Below are 16,991 nucleotides of genomic sequence, written 5' to 3'. Positions count from 1 at the left end.
CCCCGGACACCGCGCACGGACTAGAGAGAAGAGGAGTGACGTAATGGCCCAGAACCAGGACCAACTCGCCAGGACCCGCAACATCGGGATCATGGCGCACATCGACGCCGGCAAGACGACGACGACCGAGCGGATCCTCTTCTACACCGGTATCAACTACAAGATCGGTGAAGTCCACGACGGCGCTGCCACGATGGACTGGATGGAGCAGGAGCAGGAGCGCGGCATCACGATCACGTCGGCCGCGACGAAGTGCACCTGGAACGGCCACGACATCAACATCATCGACACCCCGGGGCACGTCGACTTCACCGTCGAGGTGGAGCGGTCCCTGCGCGTGCTCGACGGTGCGGTCGCGGTCTACGACGGTGTCGCCGGTGTCGAGCCGCAGACCGAGCAGGTCTGGCGGCAGGCGGAGAAGTACAGCGTCCCGCGCATGTGCTTCGTCAACAAGCTCGACCGCACCGGTGCCGACTTCTTCCGCTGCGTCGACATGATGGTGGAGCGGCTCAACGCCAACGCGCTGGTCCTGCAGCTGCCGATCGGTGCTGAGGCCGACTTCATCGGCGTCGTCGACCTGGTGCAGATGAAGGCCCTCACCTGGCGCGGTGAGACCAAGATGGGCGAGGACTACGCCATCGAGGACATCCCCGCCGAGCTGGCCGACCAGGCCGCCGAGTACCGCGAGAAGCTCCTCGAGAACATCGCGGACTTCGACGACTCGCTGATGGAGGACTACCTCGCCGGCGAGGAGATCGACGTCGCCCGGCTCAAGGCAGCCATCCGCAAGGCCACCATCGCCGGCGAGGTGAACCCAGTCCTCACCGGCACCGCGTTCAAGAACAAGGGCGTGCAGCCCCTGCTCGACGCCGTCGTGGACTACCTGCCCAGCCCGCTGGACATCGAGGCCATCGTCGGCACCGCGCTCGACGGTGAGACCGAGGTCCTGCGTCACGCCGACGAGAACGAGCCGTTCTCCGCGCTGGCCTTCAAGATCCAGACCGACCAGCACCTCGGCAAGCTGACCTACATCCGCGTGTACTCGGGCAAGCTCGAGGCCGGTTCCCCGGTGCTGAACAGCACCAAGGACCGCAAGGAGCGGGTCGGCAAGATCTACCAGATGCACGCCAACAAGCGCGAGGAGCGCTCGGGCGTGGGTGCCGGTGAGATCGTCGCCGTCAACGGCATGAAGAACACGACGACGGGTGACACGCTCTGCGACCCGCAGAAGCCGGTCATCCTCGAGTCGATGACCTTCCCGGCGCCGGTCATCTCGGTCGCCATCGAGCCGAAGACGAAGAGCGACCAGGAGAAGCTGGGCACGGCCATCCAGAAGCTGGCCGAGGAGGACCCGACGTTCCAGGTCCGCCTCGACGAGGAGACCGGTCAGACGGTCATCTCCGGCATGGGTGAGCTGCACCTGGAGATCCTGGTCGACCGCATGCGGCGTGAGTTCAACGTCGAGGCCAACGTCGGCAAGCCGCAGGTGGCCTACCGCGAGACGATCCGCAAGGCCGTCGAGCGCTACGACTACACGCACAAGAAGCAGACCGGTGGCTCCGGCCAGTTCGCGAAGGTCCAGATCGCCATCGAGCCGCTCGTGATGACCGCGGACTCGGCGACCTACGAGTTCGAGAACAAGGTCACCGGTGGTCGCATCCCGCGGGAGTACATCCCCTCGGTCGACCAGGGCATGCAGGACGCCATGCAGTACGGCATCCTCGCCGGCTACCCGATGGTGGGCGTCAAGGCCTCGCTGCTGGACGGCGCCTACCACGAGGTCGACTCCTCGGAGATGGCCTTCAAGATCGCCGGCTCGATCGCCTTCAAGGAGGCGGCGCGCAAGGCCAGCCCGGCTCTGCTGGAGCCGATCATGGCCGTCGAGGTCGTCACCCCCGAGGACAACATGGGCGACGTCATCGGCGACCTGAACTCCCGCCGCGGCACCATCCAGGCGATGGAGGAGCGCTCCGGCGCCCGAGTCGTCAAGGCGCTGGTCCCGCTGTCGGAGATGTTCGGCTACGTGGGTGACCTGCGCAGCCGCACCCAGGGACGGGCGAGCTACACCATGGTGTTCGACACCTACGCTGAGGTGCCGGCCAACGTCGCCAAGGAGATCATCGCCAAGGCGACCGGCGAATGACCACCGGTCGGCCGCGGGTCTGACGACCCGCGGCCGACCAGCACCGCCCGTACCCCCCCACAGACACGCGCACGACTGCGAAGACACGGAGAGAGGATCCCAGTGGCCAAGGCCAAGTTCGAGCGGACCAAGCCGCACGTCAACATCGGCACCATCGGGCACATCGACCATGGGAAGACGACGCTGACCGCGGCGATCACCAAGGTCCTGCACGACAAGTACCCGGACCTCAACGAGGCGTCTGCGTTCGACCAGATCGACAAGGCGCCCGAGGAGAAGGCCCGCGGCATCACGATCTCGATCGCCCACGTCGAGTACCAGACCGAGAACCGGCACTACGCGCACGTCGACTGCCCCGGGCACGCCGACTACATCAAGAACATGATCACCGGTGCCGCGCAGATGGACGGCGCGATCCTGGTGGTTGCCGCCACCGACGGCCCGATGCCGCAGACCAAGGAGCACGTGCTCCTGGCCCGCCAGGTCGGTGTCCCCTACATCGTCGTGGCGCTCAACAAGGCCGACATGGTCGACGACGAGGAGATCCTCGAGCTCGTCGAGCTGGAGGTCCGTGAGCTCCTCAGCGAGTACGAGTTCCCGGGCGACGACCTCCCCGTGGTCCGCGTCTCGGCGCTGAAGGCCCTCGAGGGCGACGCCGAGTGGGGCGACAAGCTCATGGAGCTCATGAACGCCGTGGACTCGGCCATCCCCGAGCCCGTGCGTGAGATCGACATGCCGTTCCTCATGCCCGTCGAGGACGTCTTCACCATCACCGGTCGCGGCACCGTCGTCACCGGTCGCGTGGAGCGCGGCATCGTCAAGGTCTCCGAGGAGATCGAGATCGTCGGCATCCGCCCGACCTCGTCGAAGACGACGGTCACCGGTGTCGAGATGTTCCGCAAGCTGCTCGACCAGGGCCAGGCCGGCGACAACGTCGGGCTGCTCCTGCGCGGCATCAAGCGCGAGGACGTCGAGCGTGGCCAGGTCGTCGTGAAGCCGGGTTCCATCACCCCGCACACGAACTTCGAGGGCTCCGTCTACATCCTCTCGAAGGACGAGGGCGGCCGTCACACGCCGTTCTTCAACAACTACCGTCCCCAGTTCTACTTCCGGACCACGGACGTGACCGGCGTGGTGACCCTGCCCGCCGGCACCGAGATGGTCATGCCCGGTGACAACACCGAGATGTCGGTCGAGCTGATCCAGCCGATCGCCATGGAGGAAGGCCTGCGCTTCGCCATCCGCGAGGGTGGCCGGACCGTCGGCGCCGGCCGGGTCGTCAAGATCAACAAGTGACACCCTGACGGGCGGCGGCCGGACCGGCCGCCGCCCGTCAGTCGGGTCGGGACACCGACCCAGGGTCAGCAGACCCACACGAACTTTCACAACCGATCGGCAGGAGCGAAGACAACCGATGGCGGGACAGAAGATCCGCATCCGGCTGAAGGCCTACGACCACGAGGCGATCGATGCCTCGGCTCGTCGCATCGTCGAGACGGTGACGAAGACCGGTGCGCGCGTCGTCGGCCCCGTGCCGCTGCCGACGGAGAAGAACGTGTACTGCGTCATCCGCTCGCCGCACAAGTACAAGGACTCGCGCGAGCACTTCGAGATGCGCACCCACAAGCGGCTCATCGACATCCTCGACCCGACACCGAAGACGGTCGACGCGCTCATGCGCATCGACCTGCCGGCCTCGGTCGACGTCAACATCCAGTAAGGGCTGTTTCCAGACATGGCGAGCACATTCCGTGGTCTCCTCGGCGAGAAGCTGGGCATGACCCAGGTCTTCGACGAGAACAACCGCATCGTGCCGGTGACCGTCGTCAAGGCGGGCCCGTGCGTGGTCACCCAGGTCCGTACGCCTGAGAAGGACGGCTACTCCGCCGTCCAGCTCGGCTTCGGCGCGATCGACCCCCGCAAGGTGAACCGCCCCGAGGGCGGGCACTTCGCCAAGGCGGGCGTCACGCCGCGACGGCACCTGGTCGAGCTGCGCACCGAGGACGCCTCCGACTACACGGTGGGCCAGGAGCTGACCGTCGAGGTCCTCTCCGACGTCACCAAGGTCGACGTCACGGGCACCAGCAAGGGCAAGGGCACTGCCGGTGTCATGAAGCGTCACGGGTTCAAGGGCCTGGGCGCCGGACACGGCACGCACCGCAAGCACCGCGCGCCGGGCTCGATCGGCGGGGCCTCGACCCCGGGTCGCGTCTTCAAGGGCGTGCGCATGGCCGGGCGGATGGGCCACGTCACCACGACGACCCAGTCGCTGAAGGTCCACAAGGTCGATGCGGAGAACGGGCTGGTGCTCATCAAGGGCGCCGTCCCCGGTCCGCGTGGTGGGCTCCTGCTCGTCCGCTCTGCGGTCAAGGGCGGGCCCGTGGGGAGTGACACCAAGTGAGCCAGTCGATCGCCGAGTCCAAGGCACAGGCGCGGACCGACCGTCAGGTCCCGGTCCGTACGCCGGCGGGGGAGACCACCGGGAGCGTCACGCTTCCCGGTGAGCTCTTCGACGCCAACGCCAACGTCTCCCTGATGCACCAGGTCGTCGTGGCCCAGCTGGCCGCGGCCCGCCAGGGCACGCACTCGACCAAGACGCGCGCCGAGGTCAGCGGCACCGGTGCCAAGCCGTACCGGCAGAAGGGCACCGGCCGCGCCCGTCAGGGCTCGCTCCGAGCCCCGCAGTTCTCCGGCGGTGGCATCTCGCACGGCCCCAAGCCGCGCGACTACGAGCAGAAGACCCCCAAGAAGATGAAGGCGGCCGCCCTGCGCGGTGCCCTCTCCGACCGGGCCCGCGAGGACCGCGTCCACGTGGTCACCGCGTTCGTCGAGGGCGACGCCCCGTCGACCAAGTCCGCGCTGAAGGTCCTGACCTCGATCAGCACCGCCAAGCGCGTGCTGGTCGTCCTCGACCGCGACGACGTCCTCAACTGGGTCAGCCTGCGCAACGTGCCGCAGGTGCACCTGATCGAGGCCGGCCAGCTCAACACCTACGACGTGCTGGTGGCCGACGAGGTCGTCTTCACCGAGGTCGCGCTGGCCGAGTTCGTGTCCGGTCCGGCCCGGGGCGGGAAGAGCGGCGCGTCCGTCGAGCTCCCCGACCTGACCACGCCGAGCATCCCGGGTGCCATCCCCTCCGTCGAGGGCCAGGGCACCACGGACCTCGACCTGGGCGAGGCCCCGGTCGACCCCACGCCGGTCGCCCAGGCAGCCAGCACCGTGCCGGTCGCCGACGTGACCACGCCGGCCGAGGCCGCCCGTGCCGACGTCAGCACCGATGACACCGAGGAGAAGGCATGAGCGTCCGCGACCCCCGGGACGTCCTGCTGTCCCCGGTGATCTCCGAGAAGAGCTACGGCCTCCTCGACCAGAACAAGTACACGTTCATCGTGCGTCCCGACGCCAACAAGACCCAGATCAAGATCGCTGTGCAGCAGGTCTTCAACGTGAAGGTCCTCGCCGTCAACACGATCAACCGTCAGGGGAAGAGGAAGCGCTCGAAGGGCGCTCTGATGGGCAAGCGCAAGGACACCAAGCGCGCCATCGTCTCCGTGGCCCCCGGCGACCGCATCGAGCTCTTCGGGGGCCCGGGCGCCTGACGGCCCCGGACCACCGATCGGACCAGAGGACTGACGAGGAACCATGGCCATCCGTAAGTACAAGCCGACGACGCCGGGCCGCCGCGGCTCGTCCGTCGCCGACTTCGCCGAGGTCACCCGCGACCACCCCGAGAAGTCGCTGGTCCGGCCGTTGCACGGCCGGGGTGGGCGCAACGCCCACGGGCGCATCACCACGCGCCACCAGGGCGGCGGGCACAAGCGCGCCTACCGGCTGATCGACTTCCGCCGGGCGGACAAGGACGGCGTGCCGGCCAAGGTCGCGCACATCGAGTACGACCCCAACCGCACGTCGCGCATCGCGCTGCTGCACTTCGCCGACGGGGAGAAGCGCTACATCATCGCCCCGGCGAAGCTGTCGCAGGGCGACCTGGTGGAGTGCGGCCCGGCCGCCGACATCAAGCCCGGCAACAACCTGCCGCTGCGCAACATCCCGGTCGGCACGGTCATCCACGCCATCGAGCTGCGGCCCGGTGGCGGCGCGAAGATCGCCCGCTCGGCCGGCACGAGCGTCCAGCTGGTCGCCCGTGAGGGCCGCTTCGCCCAGCTGCGCATGCCGTCCGGCGAGATCCGCAACGTCGACGTCCGCTGCCGCGCGACGATCGGCGAGGTCGGCAACGCCGAGCAGTCGAACATCAACTGGGGCAAGGCCGGCCGCATGCGGTGGAAGGGCAAGCGCCCCACCGTCCGTGGTGTCGCCATGAACCCGGTCGACCACCCGCACGGTGGTGGTGAGGGCAAGACCTCCGGTGGCCGGCACCCGGTCAACCCGAAGGGCAAGCCGGAGGGCCGTACGCGCAAGCGCAAGGCCAGTGATGCCCTGATCGTGCGCCGCCGGCGCACCAACAAGAAGCGCTGAGCGGGTAGAGGAGCCGACAGACATGCCACGCAGCCTGAAGAAGGGCCCGTTCGTCGACGACCACCTGCTCGCCAAGGTGGACGTCCAGAACGACAAGGGCACCAAGAACGTCATCCGCACCTGGTCGCGGCGTTCGACGATCATCCCCGACATGCTCGGGCACACGATCGCCGTGCACGACGGCCGCAAGCACGTCCCGGTGTTCGTCACCGAGGCGATGGTCGGGCACAAGCTCGGCGAGTTCGCGCCCACGCGCACCTTCCGTGGGCACATCAAGGACGACCGTCGCTCGCGGCGCGGCTGACCAGGTAGAGAGAAGACACAGATGACTTCCCAGTTGGGACAGGAGACGCCGGTCGCCCGGGCCACCGCCCGGTTCGTCCGCGTCACCCCGATGAAGGCGCGGCGGGTGGTGGACATGATCCGTTACCTGCCGACCGACGAGGCGCTGGCGCTGCTGCGCTTCGCCCCGCAGACCGCCAGCGAGCCGGTGGCCAAGGTCGTCGCCAGCGCGGTGGCCAACGCCGAGCACAACCTCCGCCTCGACCCCGCTGCGCTCGTCGTGAGCGCCGCGTTCGTCGACGAGGGCCCCACGCTCAAGCGGATCCGTCCGCGTGCGCAGGGCCGGGCGTTCCGCATCAACAAGCGGACCAGCCACATCACCGTCGAGGTCTCCGAGGTGAGCTCGAGCGCCGAGCTCGCCCTGCGGTCTCGCAAGGCACGGCGCGAGACCGGGCAGTCCGGCCCGGCGACGCAGCAGACCAGCAACACGAGGGGAGGGACCCGCTAGTGGGTCAGAAGGTCAACCCGCACGGGTTCCGGCTCGGCATCACCACCGACTACAAGTCCCGGTGGTACGCGGACAAGCTGTACGCGGACTACGTCAAGGAGGACGTGGCGATCCGCAAGCTCATGGGCAAGGGCATGGAGCGCGCCGGCATCTCGAAGGTGGAGATCGAGCGCACCCGTGACCGCGTCCGCGTGGACATCCACACCGCCCGGCCGGGCATCGTCATCGGCCGCCGCGGCGCGGAGGCCGACCGCATCCGCGGTGAGCTCGAGAAGCTCACCGGCAAGCAGGTCCAGCTGAACATCCTCGAGGTGAAGAACCCCGAGTCCGACGCGCAGCTGGTCGCCCAGGGTGTCGCCGAGCAGCTGTCCAGCCGCGTGAGCTTCCGTCGTGCCATGCGCAAGGCGATGCAGTCCGCGCAGCGCAGCCCGCAGGTCAAGGGCATCCGGGTGCAGTGCTCCGGGCGCCTGGGCGGCACCGAGATGAGCCGTTCGGAGTTCTACCGCGAGGGTCGTGTCCCGCTGCACACCCTCCGGGCGAACATCGACTACGGCATCTACGAGGCCCGCACGACCTTCGGCCGCATCGGCGTGAAGGTCTGGATCTACAAGGGCGACGCCAGCGGTTCGCGCGCCGAGCGGGAGGCCCTTGAGGCCCTCGCCCAGCGTCAGCAGCGCCGTGAGCGGGCCCAGCGCCCGCAGCGCCGGTCGGGTTCGTCGGGCACCACCGCCGGCGGCACCGAGGCCGGTCGCGCGGCAGCCGAGGGCACCGGCCCGGTGGAGGACACCACGGTCACCGCCGTGGCTGCCACCTCCGGCGAGGTCGCTCCCGAGCAGAGCGTCGGCGAGGCTGCCGGCGCCGAGGGCACCGCCGTGGCTCAGGCCGCCGGTGCCGAGAACACGGAGGCCTGATCATGCTGATCCCTCGTCGGGTCAAGCACCGCAAGCAGCACCACCCGGACCGTTCGGGCAAGGCCAAGGGCGGCACCGAGATCAACTTCGGTGACTTCGCCATCCAGGCCCTGGAGCCGGCGTACGTGACCAACCGTCAGATCGAGTCCGCTCGTATCGCGATGACGCGTCACATCAAGCGTGGCGGCAAGGTGTGGATCTCGATCTACCCCGACCGTCCGCTGACCAAGAAGCCGGCCGAGACCCGCATGGGTTCCGGCAAGGGCTCGCCCGAGTGGTGGGTGGCCAACGTCAAGCCCGGCCGGATCATGTTCGAGCTGTCCGGTGTCGACGAGCCGGTGGCCCGCGAGGCCATGCGGCGTGCGATCCACAAGCTCCCGATGAAGTGCCGCTTCATCTCCCGAGAAGGAGAGGCGTGATGGCCGCCGGTCTCACTGCGCCCGAGCTGCGCGAGCTCTCCGTCGACGAGCTGGCCACCCGGCTGCGCGAGTCGCGTGAAGAGCTGTTCAACCTGCGGTTCCAGGTGGCCACCGGCCAGCTGGACAACAACCGGCGACTGCAGACCGTCCGCCGCGACATCGCCCGGATCTACACGATCATGCGCGAGCGCGAGCTCGGTCTGTCGGTCGCCCCGAACGAGGGTGTGGCATGAGCGAGGCCAGCAACGCACCGGTCGAGCGCGCGGACCGCAAGGTCCGTGAGGGGCTCGTCGTCAGCGACAAGATGGAGAAGACCATCGTCGTCGAGGTCGAGGACCGCGTGAAGCACGCGCTGTATGGCAAGGTCCTGCGCCGCACCAGCAAGTTGAAGGCGCACGACGAGCTGAACACCGCCGGCATCGGCGACCGGGTGCAGATCATGGAGACGCGCCCCACCTCCGCCACCAAGCGCTGGCGTCTGGTGTCGGTCGTCGAGAAGGCCAAGTAAGCAGCTGCCCACCGGCCTCCCCAGGCCAGTGAGCAGGGAGTACCCTGGACGACTGGCGCGCCCTCCGGGTGCGCGCCACATCCCGGAACCCGTGTACGGACGCACCGGCGGCGAACGCTGCCGGTGCGTCCGCACGTGGGCACCGGACAGCCGGTTCACCGATCCGGTCCGGCTGTCGACACCGATACACAGGAGCAGGTAGTGATCCAGCAGGAGTCGCGACTGCGAGTCGCCGACAACACCGGGGCCAAGGAGATCTTGTGCATCCGGGTTCTCGGCGGGTCCGGTCGACGCTACGCGGGCATCGGTGACGTCATCGTCGCCACCGTGAAGGACGCGCTGCCCGGCGCAGGCGTCAAGAAGGGCGACGTGGTCAAGGCCGTCATCGTCCGCACGGTCAAGGAGCGTCGTCGTCCCGACGGCTCCTACATTCGCTTCGACGAGAACGCCGCGGTCATCATCCGCGACAGCGGCGACCCGCGCGGTACCCGCATCTTCGGCCCCGTGGGCCGCGAGCTGCGTGACAAGCGCTTCATGCGGATCATCTCGCTCGCTCCGGAGGTGTTGTGATCATGGCTCAGCAGAGCAGCGGGAAGACCCCGTCGATGAAGGTCAAGAAGGGCGACTCCGTCGTCGTCCTGTCCGGCAAGGACAAGGGTGCGAAGGGCCGCGTCATCGCCGCCTTCCCCAAGACGTCGAAGGTCCTGGTCGAGGGCATCGGCCGGGTCAAGAAGCACACCCGGGTCAGCAGCAACCAGCGCGGCGCGCAGTCCGGCGGCATCGTGACGCAGGAGGCCGCCATCCACGTGAGCAACGTGATGGTCGTCGACTCCGAGGGCAACCCCACCCGCGTCGGGTACCGCAAGGACGATGACGGCCGCAACATCCGGGTCTCCCGGCGCACCGGTAAGGACCTCTGAACATGAGCGCACCCACGCGTGAACTGCCCCGCATGCTGGCCCGGTACCGCGAGGAGATCGCACCGGCCCTGATGGCGGAGTTCGGCTACTCGAACGTCATGCAGATCCCCGGTCTGGTCAAGATCGTGGTCAACATGGGCGTCGGCGAGGCCACCCGCGACGCGAAGCTGATGGACGGCGCGGTCCGCGACCTCACCGCCATCACCGGTCAGAAGCCGGCCGTGGTCAAGGCCCGCAAGTCCATCGCCCAGTTCAAGCTGCGCGAGGGCATGCCGATCGGCGCGAAGGTCACCCTCCGCAACGACCGCATGTGGGAGTTCCTGGACCGGCTGCTCTCGCTGGCCCTGCCCCGCATCCGCGACTTCCGTGGCCTGAGCCCGAAGCAGTTCGACGGCCACGGCAACTACACGTTCGGTCTCAACGAGCAGTCGATGTTCCGCGAGATCGACGTCGACCGGATCGACCGCCCCCGGGGCATGGACATCACCCTGGTGACCACCGCCACCACCGACGAGGAGGGCCGCGAGCTGCTCTCGCTGCTCGGCTTCCCCTTCGCCGGCCAGACCGTCGTCAACGCGACCCGCTGACGCGGTCTGCGTAGAAGTTCCAGGAGATCCAGAGATGGCCAAGAAGGCTCTTGTCAACAAGGCAGCCCGCACCCCGAAGTTCAAGGTGCGCGGCTACACCCGCTGCCAGCGGTGCGGTCGTCCGCACGCGGTGTTCCGCAAGTTCGGCCTCTGCCGGATCTGCGTGCGGGAGATGGCCCACGCCGGCGAGCTGCCCGGCGTGACCAAGTCCAGCTGGTGACGTCCCCCGCCCCAGGGTCACGCCCTGGGGCGGGGTCGGCACGGCTCTGCACCACCGACCAACCGGTCACCTGAAGACGCACCACCGATCGCCGAAGGCCCTGCGCCAAGTCCCCGTGACCCAGCGCGTGCGGAACCGCGGCGAGAGAGGCACCACCCACACATGACGATGACCGACCCGATCGCGGACATGCTCACGCGGCTGCGGAACGCCAACCAGGCGTACCACGACACCGCTGCCATGCCGTCGTCGAAGCTGAAGACGCACGTCGCCGAGATCCTCCAGAAGGAGGGTTACATCGGCGGCTGGACCGTCAACGACGTCGAGGTGGACGGCCACGTCCGCAAGGAGCTCGTGGTCTCCCTCAAGTACGGCCCCAACCGTGAGCGGAGCATCGCCGGCATCCGGCGCGTGTCCAAGCCCGGCCTGCGGGTCTACGCGAAGTCGACCTCCCTGCCGAAGGTCCTCGGCGGCCTCGGGGTGGCGATCATCTCCACCTCCACCGGACTGCTGACCGACAAGCAGGCGAACAAGAAGGGCGTGGGTGGGGAAGTCCTCGCCTACGTCTGGTAAGAGGAGACGCAGACATGTCACGGATCGGACGACTCCCGATTCCGGTGCCCAGTGGGGTTGACGTCGCCATCGACGGGCGCACGGTCAACGTCTCGGGCCCGAAGGGGAAGCTGAGCCACACGGTGGCCGCTCCCATCACCGTCGAGCGCGGTGAGGACGGCACGCTGCAGGTGCAGCGTCCCGACGACCAGCGCGAGAGCCGTGCCCTGCACGGTCTCTCCCGCACCCTCATCGCCAACATGATCACCGGCGTCACCCAGGGGTACGACAAGACCCTGGAGATCGTCGGCGTGGGTTACCGCGTGGCTGCCCGTGGGGCGGACCTCGAGTTCGCGCTCGGCTTCAGCCACCCGGTCGTCGTGAAGGCCCCCGAGGGGATCTCCTTCACCGTCGAGGCCCCGACCCGCCTGCGCGTCAGCGGCATCGACAAGCAGCAGGTCGGCGAGGTCTCCGCCAAGATCCGCAAGATCCGCAAGCCCGACCCGTACAAGGGCAAGGGCGTGCGGTACCAGGGCGAGGTCGTCAAGCGCAAGGTCGGGAAGACGGGCAAGTGATGACCACTGCAGCGAACACCGCGAAGGGCCCCCGGGTGCACAAGCCCGTCGGGACCGACATCAGCACCGCGCGCCGCGTCTCGCGGCTGCGCCGGCACAACCGTCTGCGCAAGCGCGTGGGCGGTACGCCGGAGCGGCCCCGTCTGGTCGTCAAGCGCAGCTCCCGGCACATCCACGTCCAGGTCGTCGACGACACCGTCGGTCGCACCCTGGTCAGTGCCTCCACCATGGACGCCAGCCTGAAGGGCGTGGCCGGCGACAAGTCCGCGCTCGCCCGTCAGGTCGGTGCGCTGGTGGCCGAGCGTGCGAAGGCCGCCGGCATCGGCGCCGTCGTCTTCGACCGTGGTGGCAACCGGTACGCCGGTCGCATCGCCGCGCTCGCCGACGGCGCCCGCGAGAGTGGGCTGGACTTCTGATGCGCACCACTTCCACGAACGAGCTGTCGAGCATGATCGAGAGGGACGTCTGATGCCAGGACCACAGCGACGCGGCGGTGGCGCCGGCGGTACGGGTGGCCCCGGTGCCGGCGGCCAGGGCGGCCAGGGCGGCGGCAACGACCGTCGTGACCGTCGGGACGGCGGGCGTGGCCCCGGCGGCCCCGTCGAGAAGAGCCAGTTCATCGAGCGCGTGGTCGCCATCAACCGCGTGTCGAAGGTCGTCAAGGGCGGTCGGCGCTTCAGCTTCACCGCGCTGGTGATCGTCGGCGACGGCGACGGCACCGTGGGTGTCGGCTACGGCAAGGCCAAGGAGGTGCCCGCGGCGATCGCCAAGGGCGTCGAGGAGGCCAAGAAGCACTTCTACAAGGTGCCCCGCATCGCCGCCACGATCCCGCACCCCGTGCAGGGTGAGGCCGCGGCCGGCGTCGTGCTGCTCAAGCCGGCCAGCCCCGGTACCGGCGTCATCGCCGGTGGCCCGGTGCGTGCCGTCCTCGAGTGCGCCGGCATCCACGACGTGCTCTCCAAGAGCCTCGGGTCCTCCAACCCGATCAACATCGTCCACGCGACCATGCAGGCGCTGAAGGACCTCGTCCGTCCCGAGGAGATCGCGGCCCGCCGCGGTCTGCCCCTGGAGGACGTCGCCCCGGCCGCCATGCTGCGCGCCCGGGCCGGACAGGGGGTCTGACATGGCTCAGCTGAAGGTCACCCAGATCAAGTCGGCGATCGGCACCAAGCCCAACCAGCGTCAGACGCTGCGTTCGCTCGGGCTCAAGCGGATCAGCGACTCGGTCGTCCAGGAGGACCGTCCCGAGATCCGCGGGATGGTCGCGACGGTGCCGCACCTGGTCACCGTCGAAGAGATCGTCTGAGCAGGGGAACGTCATGACTCTCAAGGTCCACCACCTGCGTCCGGCCCCCGGCGCCCACACCAAGAAGACCCGCGTGGGTCGTGGTGAGGGCTCGAAGGGCAAGACCGCCGGTCGCGGCACCAAGGGCTCCGGCGCCCGCGTGCAGGTCTCTGCACGGTTCGAGGGTGGTCAGACCCCCCTCTTCATGCGGCTGCCGAAGCTCTCGGGCTTCAAGAACAACAACAAGGTCGTCTTCCAGGTCGTCAACCTGGACCGGATCGCCTCCCTGTTCCCGCAGGGTGGTCGCATCGACCCCGACACGCTGGCCGACGCCGGCGCCGTCCGTCGCGGTCAGCCGATCAAGGTCCTGGGCACCGGCGAGCTCGGCGGGGTGAAGGTCGACGTGCAGGCGCACGCCTTCTCCAAGTCCGCCGAGGAGAAGATCGGCGCTGCCGGGGGCAGCACCACCCAGCTCTGAGGGAGGACCCCTCTGCCCTCCGCCGCGAGCCAGCTCGTGGCGGAGGGCAGAGGGGCCTTCTGCTGTTCGGCGGGGAGTCCGCCGCCGGACGGCACCGGCCCCACGGGTCTGCACGCCGGACGGCGTGACGGGCCCGGCCGGGCCATCGACCAGATGTTGATAACCTCGAACGACCGACTTGGGGAGGGCACGTGCTGCAGGCGTTCGCCGCTGCGTTCCGGACGCCAGATCTCCGGCGCAAGCTGCTCTTCTCACTGGCGCTGATCGCGGTCTACCGGCTGGGCGCCAGCGTCCCCGGTCCCGGGGTCTCGATCGAGGCGATCAACAGCTGCCTGGAGCAGGCCAACGCCTCCGACCAGCGCGACGTCTACTCGCTGGTGAACCTGTTCTCCGGCGGTGCGCTGCTGCGGCTGTCGGTGTTCGCGCTCGGCATCATGCCGTACATCACCGCGAGCATCATCGTGCAACTGCTGGTGGTGGTCATCCCACGGTTCGAGCAGCTGAAGAAGGAAGGGCAGTCGGGTCAGGCGAAGCTGACCCAGTACACCCGCTACCTCACCATCGCGCTCGCCGTGCTGCAGAGCACCGGGATCATCGCCCTGGCCCGCAGCGGCCAGCTGTTCCCGAACTGCCAGCAGGACATCATCCCGTCGAACTCCGTGTGGACGACGGTGGTCCTCGTCGTCACCCTCACCGCCGGCACGGCCGTCATCATGTGGCTGGGCGAGCTGCTCACCGAGAAGGGGATCGGCAACGGCATGTCCGTGCTGATCTTCACCTCGATCGCGGCCCGCATCCCCGCCGAGGGCGGCTCGATCCTGCAGACCCGCGGCGCCTTCATCTTCACCGTCGTCTGCATCTTCGCGGTGATCGTGATCGCCTCGGTGGTCTACGTCGAGCAGGCCCAGCGCCGCATCCCCGTGCAGTACGCCAAGCGCATGGTGGGCCGGCGCATGTACGGCGGCACCTCGACCTACCTGCCGCTGAAGGTGAACCAGGCCGGTGTCATCCCGGTCATCTTCGCCTCGTCGCTGCTCTACCTGCCGCAGCTGGTCAGCCAGCTGCAGGGCGACACCAGCGGCCCGGTGCGGCGGTTCTTCGAGAACTACGTGATCAACCAGAGCAGCCCGGTGCACATCGCGATCTACTTCGCGCTCATCGTTTTCTTCACGTACTTCTACGTCTCGATCACGTTCAACCCGGAAGAGCGGGCCGACGACATGAAGCGCTACGGCGGCTTCATCCCCGGCATCCGCCCCGGTCGTCCCACCGCGGAGTACCTGCAGTACGTGCTGTCCCGGATCACGCTGCCGGGCTCGATCTACCTGGGTCTGGTCGCCGTGCTGCCCAACCTGTTCCTCTCGATCACCGAGCAGGGGAACAACCAGAACTTCCCGTTCGGCGGGACCGCGGTGCTGATCATGGTGGGAGTGGGCTTGGAGACGGTCAAGCAGATCGAGACGCAGCTCAACCAGCGCAGCTACGAAGGGTTCCTGCGCTAGTGCGCGTCGTGTTGCTGGGGCCCCCTGGAGCGGGCAAGGGCACCCAGGCGCAGATCATCGCCAGCCGCATGTCGGTGCCGGCGATCTCGACCGGGGACATCTTCCGGGCCAACGTGACCGGGCAGACCGAGCTGGGGCAGCAGGCGAAGGCCTACATGGACTCCGGTGACCTGGTCCCGGACGAGATCACGGTCGCGATGGTCACCGAGCGGCTGGCCGAGCCCGACGCCAAGGCCGGCTTCCTGCTCGACGGCTTCCCGCGGACGATCGCCCAGGCCGAGCAGCTCCGTGACTCCCTCGCCGAGCTCGGGCACCTGCTGGACCGCTGCCTCGAGCTCGTGGTCGACGAGGACGAGCTGGTGCGCCGGCTCTCCGGGCGCAAGATGCTCGTCGACGGCGAGTGGGTCCAGCGCGACGACGACAAGCCCGAGACGGTCCGGCACCGCCTCGAGGTCTACCGGGAACAGACCGCTCCGCTGTCGGGGTTCTACCGCCAAGCCGGGCTGCTGAGCCAGATCGACGCGATCGGCGAGATCGACGAGGTCACCGATCGGGCGCTGACCGCGCTCGGCTTCACCGACGACGGCCCGGCCGGGGCCCCGGCCGCAGGCTGAGAGCGCGAGGGCAAGGTGCACGGTGACCGTGGCGCCGCCCTCCTGGCACGCCTGCCCGTGCTGGCGAAGTGGAGTGGACGCATGATCCAGATCAAGACGACGCACGAGCTCGAGCTGATGCGCGCCTCCGGGCTCGTGACCGCCGGGGCCATCGCCGCGGTTAAGGCAGCCGTGGCCCCCGGTGTCACCACGGGGGAGCTGGACGCCATCGCCGAGGACCACATCCGGTCCCACGGCGCGGTGCCGAACTTCCTGGGCTACCACGGCTTCACCGGCACCATCTGCGCCTCGGTCAACGACGAGGTGGTCCACGGCATCCCGTCCACGGAGCGGGTCCTCGCCGACGGGGACAACATCTCCATCGACTGCGGGGCCGTGCTGGACGGCTGGCACAGCGACTCCGCCGTCACGGTCACCGTGGGCACTGCCCGCGCGGAGGACCTGGAGCTCATCGCCGTCACGGAGCGCTCGATGTGGGCCGGGCTGGCCCGGGCGATCGCCGGCGGCCGTCTCACCGACATCAGCGCCGCGGTGGAGGAGTCGATCACCGCGCACCCGCACCGCTACGGGATCGTCGACCACTACGGCGGCCACGGCATCGGCACCGAGATGCACCAGGACCCGCACGTGCTCAACTACGGGCGTGCCGGGCGTGGCCCGAAGCTCGTCCCGGGGCTGGCCCTGGCCATCGAGCCGATGGTGACCGTCGGCGACCCGGCCACCGCCGAGCTGGAGGACGGCTGGACGGTGGTCACGAAGGACGGCTCCCGCGCCGCGCACTTCGAGCACAGCGTCGCCATCACCCCCGAGGGCCCCTGGGTCCTCACCGCGGAGGACGGCGGCCTCGCCGGCCTCGCGCCCTTCGGCGTCACCCCGCGCTCCTGACCGAACGGCTCTGCCGCGTCCTGCGCTCCTCCGGTGGCCGGGGCGGCCGTCACCCGGACCGGGTTGGAGCCCAGGGGGTCCAGGGAGTACAGTGACCGTTGGCGTTCGCGCCGCCCGTCGTCGTGC

Annotated in this window: 25 protein-coding genes and 1 pseudogene; all 26 read left to right on the top strand. The window is 68.9% G+C overall.

The window, feature by feature from the left end; all coding sequences use genetic code 11:
- Window positions 1-43: 43 nt before the first annotated feature.
- Complete coding sequence (gene fusA / locus KUM42_RS07355) at window positions 44-2,143, top strand: elongation factor G (protein ID WP_237496121.1); 2,100 nt, start codon at window positions 44-46, stop codon at window positions 2,141-2,143.
- Window positions 2,144-2,245: 102 nt separating this feature from the next.
- Window positions 2,246-3,439, top strand: a complete 1,194-nt coding sequence (tuf, locus tag KUM42_RS07350; protein ID WP_237496120.1) for an elongation factor Tu — start codon at window positions 2,246-2,248, stop codon at window positions 3,437-3,439.
- Between the two features lie 118 nt (window positions 3,440-3,557).
- A complete protein-coding gene (gene rpsJ / locus KUM42_RS07345; protein WP_012950483.1) occupies window positions 3,558-3,863 on the top strand; it encodes a 30S ribosomal protein S10 in 306 nt (101 codons plus the stop codon).
- A gap of 15 nt (window positions 3,864-3,878) precedes the next feature.
- Window positions 3,879-4,544, top strand: a complete 666-nt coding sequence (gene rplC, locus KUM42_RS07340) for a 50S ribosomal protein L3 (protein ID WP_237496119.1) — start codon at window positions 3,879-3,881, stop codon at window positions 4,542-4,544.
- Complete coding sequence (gene rplD, locus KUM42_RS07335; protein ID WP_237496118.1) at window positions 4,541-5,443, top strand: 50S ribosomal protein L4; 903 nt, start codon at window positions 4,541-4,543, stop codon at window positions 5,441-5,443. Before rplC ends, rplD begins: the two co-directional genes overlap by 4 nt.
- Window positions 5,440-5,742, top strand: coding sequence for a 50S ribosomal protein L23 (rplW, locus tag KUM42_RS07330; RefSeq protein WP_237496117.1), 303 nt, complete (start codon window positions 5,440-5,442; stop codon window positions 5,740-5,742). The genes rplD and rplW overlap by 4 nt, the downstream gene beginning before the upstream one ends.
- Before the next feature lie 43 nt (window positions 5,743-5,785).
- Window positions 5,786-6,619, top strand: a complete 834-nt coding sequence (rplB, locus tag KUM42_RS07325) for a 50S ribosomal protein L2 (protein WP_237496116.1) — start codon at window positions 5,786-5,788, stop codon at window positions 6,617-6,619.
- A 22-nt stretch (window positions 6,620-6,641) separates the two neighbouring features.
- Complete coding sequence (gene rpsS / locus KUM42_RS07320) at window positions 6,642-6,923, top strand: 30S ribosomal protein S19 (protein ID WP_237496115.1); 282 nt, start codon at window positions 6,642-6,644, stop codon at window positions 6,921-6,923.
- A 21-nt stretch (window positions 6,924-6,944) separates the two neighbouring features.
- Window positions 6,945-7,298: pseudogene (gene rplV, locus KUM42_RS07315) on the top strand (50S ribosomal protein L22); the annotation flags it as partial.
- Window positions 7,299-7,408: 110 nt separating this feature from the next.
- On the top strand, window positions 7,409-8,320 hold the full coding sequence (gene rpsC, locus KUM42_RS07310; RefSeq protein ID WP_237496114.1) for a 30S ribosomal protein S3: 912 nt from the start codon (window positions 7,409-7,411) through the stop codon (window positions 8,318-8,320).
- A 2-nt stretch (window positions 8,321-8,322) separates the two neighbouring features.
- A complete protein-coding gene (rplP, locus tag KUM42_RS07305) occupies window positions 8,323-8,739 on the top strand; it encodes a 50S ribosomal protein L16 (RefSeq protein ID WP_163612618.1) in 417 nt (138 codons plus the stop codon).
- The gene (gene rpmC / locus KUM42_RS07300; protein ID WP_091061857.1) at window positions 8,739-8,972 is read left to right on the top strand and encodes a 50S ribosomal protein L29; all 234 of its coding nucleotides are present in this window, start codon (window positions 8,739-8,741) and stop codon (window positions 8,970-8,972) included. The genes rplP and rpmC overlap by 1 nt, the downstream gene beginning before the upstream one ends.
- Window positions 8,969-9,247 carry a 30S ribosomal protein S17 gene (gene rpsQ, locus KUM42_RS07295; protein WP_237496113.1) on the top strand — a complete coding sequence of 93 codons (279 nt, stop codon included), beginning with the start codon at window positions 8,969-8,971 and terminating at the stop codon, window positions 9,245-9,247. The genes rpmC and rpsQ overlap by 4 nt, the downstream gene beginning before the upstream one ends.
- 201 nt (window positions 9,248-9,448) lie before the next feature.
- Window positions 9,449-9,817: a 50S ribosomal protein L14 gene (gene rplN / locus KUM42_RS07290; RefSeq protein WP_026844850.1), complete on the top strand. Its 369-nt coding sequence runs from the start codon at window positions 9,449-9,451 to the stop codon at window positions 9,815-9,817.
- Window positions 9,818-9,852: 35 nt separating this feature from the next.
- Window positions 9,853-10,167, top strand: a complete 315-nt coding sequence (gene rplX / locus KUM42_RS07285; protein ID WP_237496658.1) for a 50S ribosomal protein L24 — start codon at window positions 9,853-9,855, stop codon at window positions 10,165-10,167.
- Window positions 10,168-10,169: 2 nt separating this feature from the next.
- Window positions 10,170-10,754, top strand: a complete 585-nt coding sequence (rplE, locus tag KUM42_RS07280) for a 50S ribosomal protein L5 (RefSeq protein ID WP_237496112.1) — start codon at window positions 10,170-10,172, stop codon at window positions 10,752-10,754.
- Window positions 10,755-10,788: 34 nt separating this feature from the next.
- Window positions 10,789-10,974, top strand: a complete 186-nt coding sequence (locus tag KUM42_RS07275; RefSeq protein WP_014742845.1) for a type Z 30S ribosomal protein S14 — start codon at window positions 10,789-10,791, stop codon at window positions 10,972-10,974.
- Between the two features lie 162 nt (window positions 10,975-11,136).
- Window positions 11,137-11,547 carry a 30S ribosomal protein S8 gene (gene rpsH, locus KUM42_RS07270; RefSeq protein WP_163612621.1) on the top strand — a complete coding sequence of 137 codons (411 nt, stop codon included), beginning with the start codon at window positions 11,137-11,139 and terminating at the stop codon, window positions 11,545-11,547.
- A gap of 14 nt (window positions 11,548-11,561) precedes the next feature.
- Entirely contained in the window at window positions 11,562-12,101 is a 540-nt protein-coding gene (gene rplF / locus KUM42_RS07265) for a 50S ribosomal protein L6 (protein ID WP_163612622.1), read from the top strand.
- Entirely contained in the window at window positions 12,101-12,517 is a 417-nt protein-coding gene (gene rplR, locus KUM42_RS07260; RefSeq protein WP_237496111.1) for a 50S ribosomal protein L18, read from the top strand. Before rplF ends, rplR begins: the two co-directional genes overlap by 1 nt.
- 202 nt (window positions 12,518-12,719) lie before the next feature.
- On the top strand, window positions 12,720-13,223 hold the full coding sequence (gene rpsE, locus KUM42_RS07255; protein WP_255557578.1) for a 30S ribosomal protein S5: 504 nt from the start codon (window positions 12,720-12,722) through the stop codon (window positions 13,221-13,223).
- Window position 13,224: 1 nt separating this feature from the next.
- Window positions 13,225-13,407 carry a 50S ribosomal protein L30 gene (rpmD, locus tag KUM42_RS07250; protein WP_014742840.1) on the top strand — a complete coding sequence of 61 codons (183 nt, stop codon included), beginning with the start codon at window positions 13,225-13,227 and terminating at the stop codon, window positions 13,405-13,407.
- 13 nt (window positions 13,408-13,420) lie between these two features.
- On the top strand, window positions 13,421-13,864 hold the full coding sequence (gene rplO / locus KUM42_RS07245; RefSeq protein WP_237496109.1) for a 50S ribosomal protein L15: 444 nt from the start codon (window positions 13,421-13,423) through the stop codon (window positions 13,862-13,864).
- Window positions 13,865-14,055: 191 nt separating this feature from the next.
- On the top strand, window positions 14,056-15,366 hold the full coding sequence (gene secY / locus KUM42_RS07240; protein WP_237496108.1) for a preprotein translocase subunit SecY: 1,311 nt from the start codon (window positions 14,056-14,058) through the stop codon (window positions 15,364-15,366).
- Window positions 15,366-15,980 carry an adenylate kinase gene (locus KUM42_RS07235; RefSeq protein ID WP_237496107.1) on the top strand — a complete coding sequence of 205 codons (615 nt, stop codon included), beginning with the start codon at window positions 15,366-15,368 and terminating at the stop codon, window positions 15,978-15,980. The genes secY and KUM42_RS07235 overlap by 1 nt, the downstream gene beginning before the upstream one ends.
- 81 nt (window positions 15,981-16,061) lie before the next feature.
- Window positions 16,062-16,865, top strand: coding sequence for a type I methionyl aminopeptidase (gene map, locus KUM42_RS07230; RefSeq protein WP_237496106.1), 804 nt, complete (start codon window positions 16,062-16,064; stop codon window positions 16,863-16,865).
- Window positions 16,866-16,991: the final 126 nt, after the last annotated feature.

Origin of the sequence: Modestobacter sp. L9-4 (genome assembly GCF_019112525.1) — a bacterium.
Lineage (GTDB): Bacteria > Actinomycetota > Actinomycetes > Mycobacteriales > Geodermatophilaceae > Modestobacter.
The sequence above is the reverse complement of the archived record's forward strand: the minus strand, read 5'-3'. Positions and strand labels throughout refer to the sequence as shown.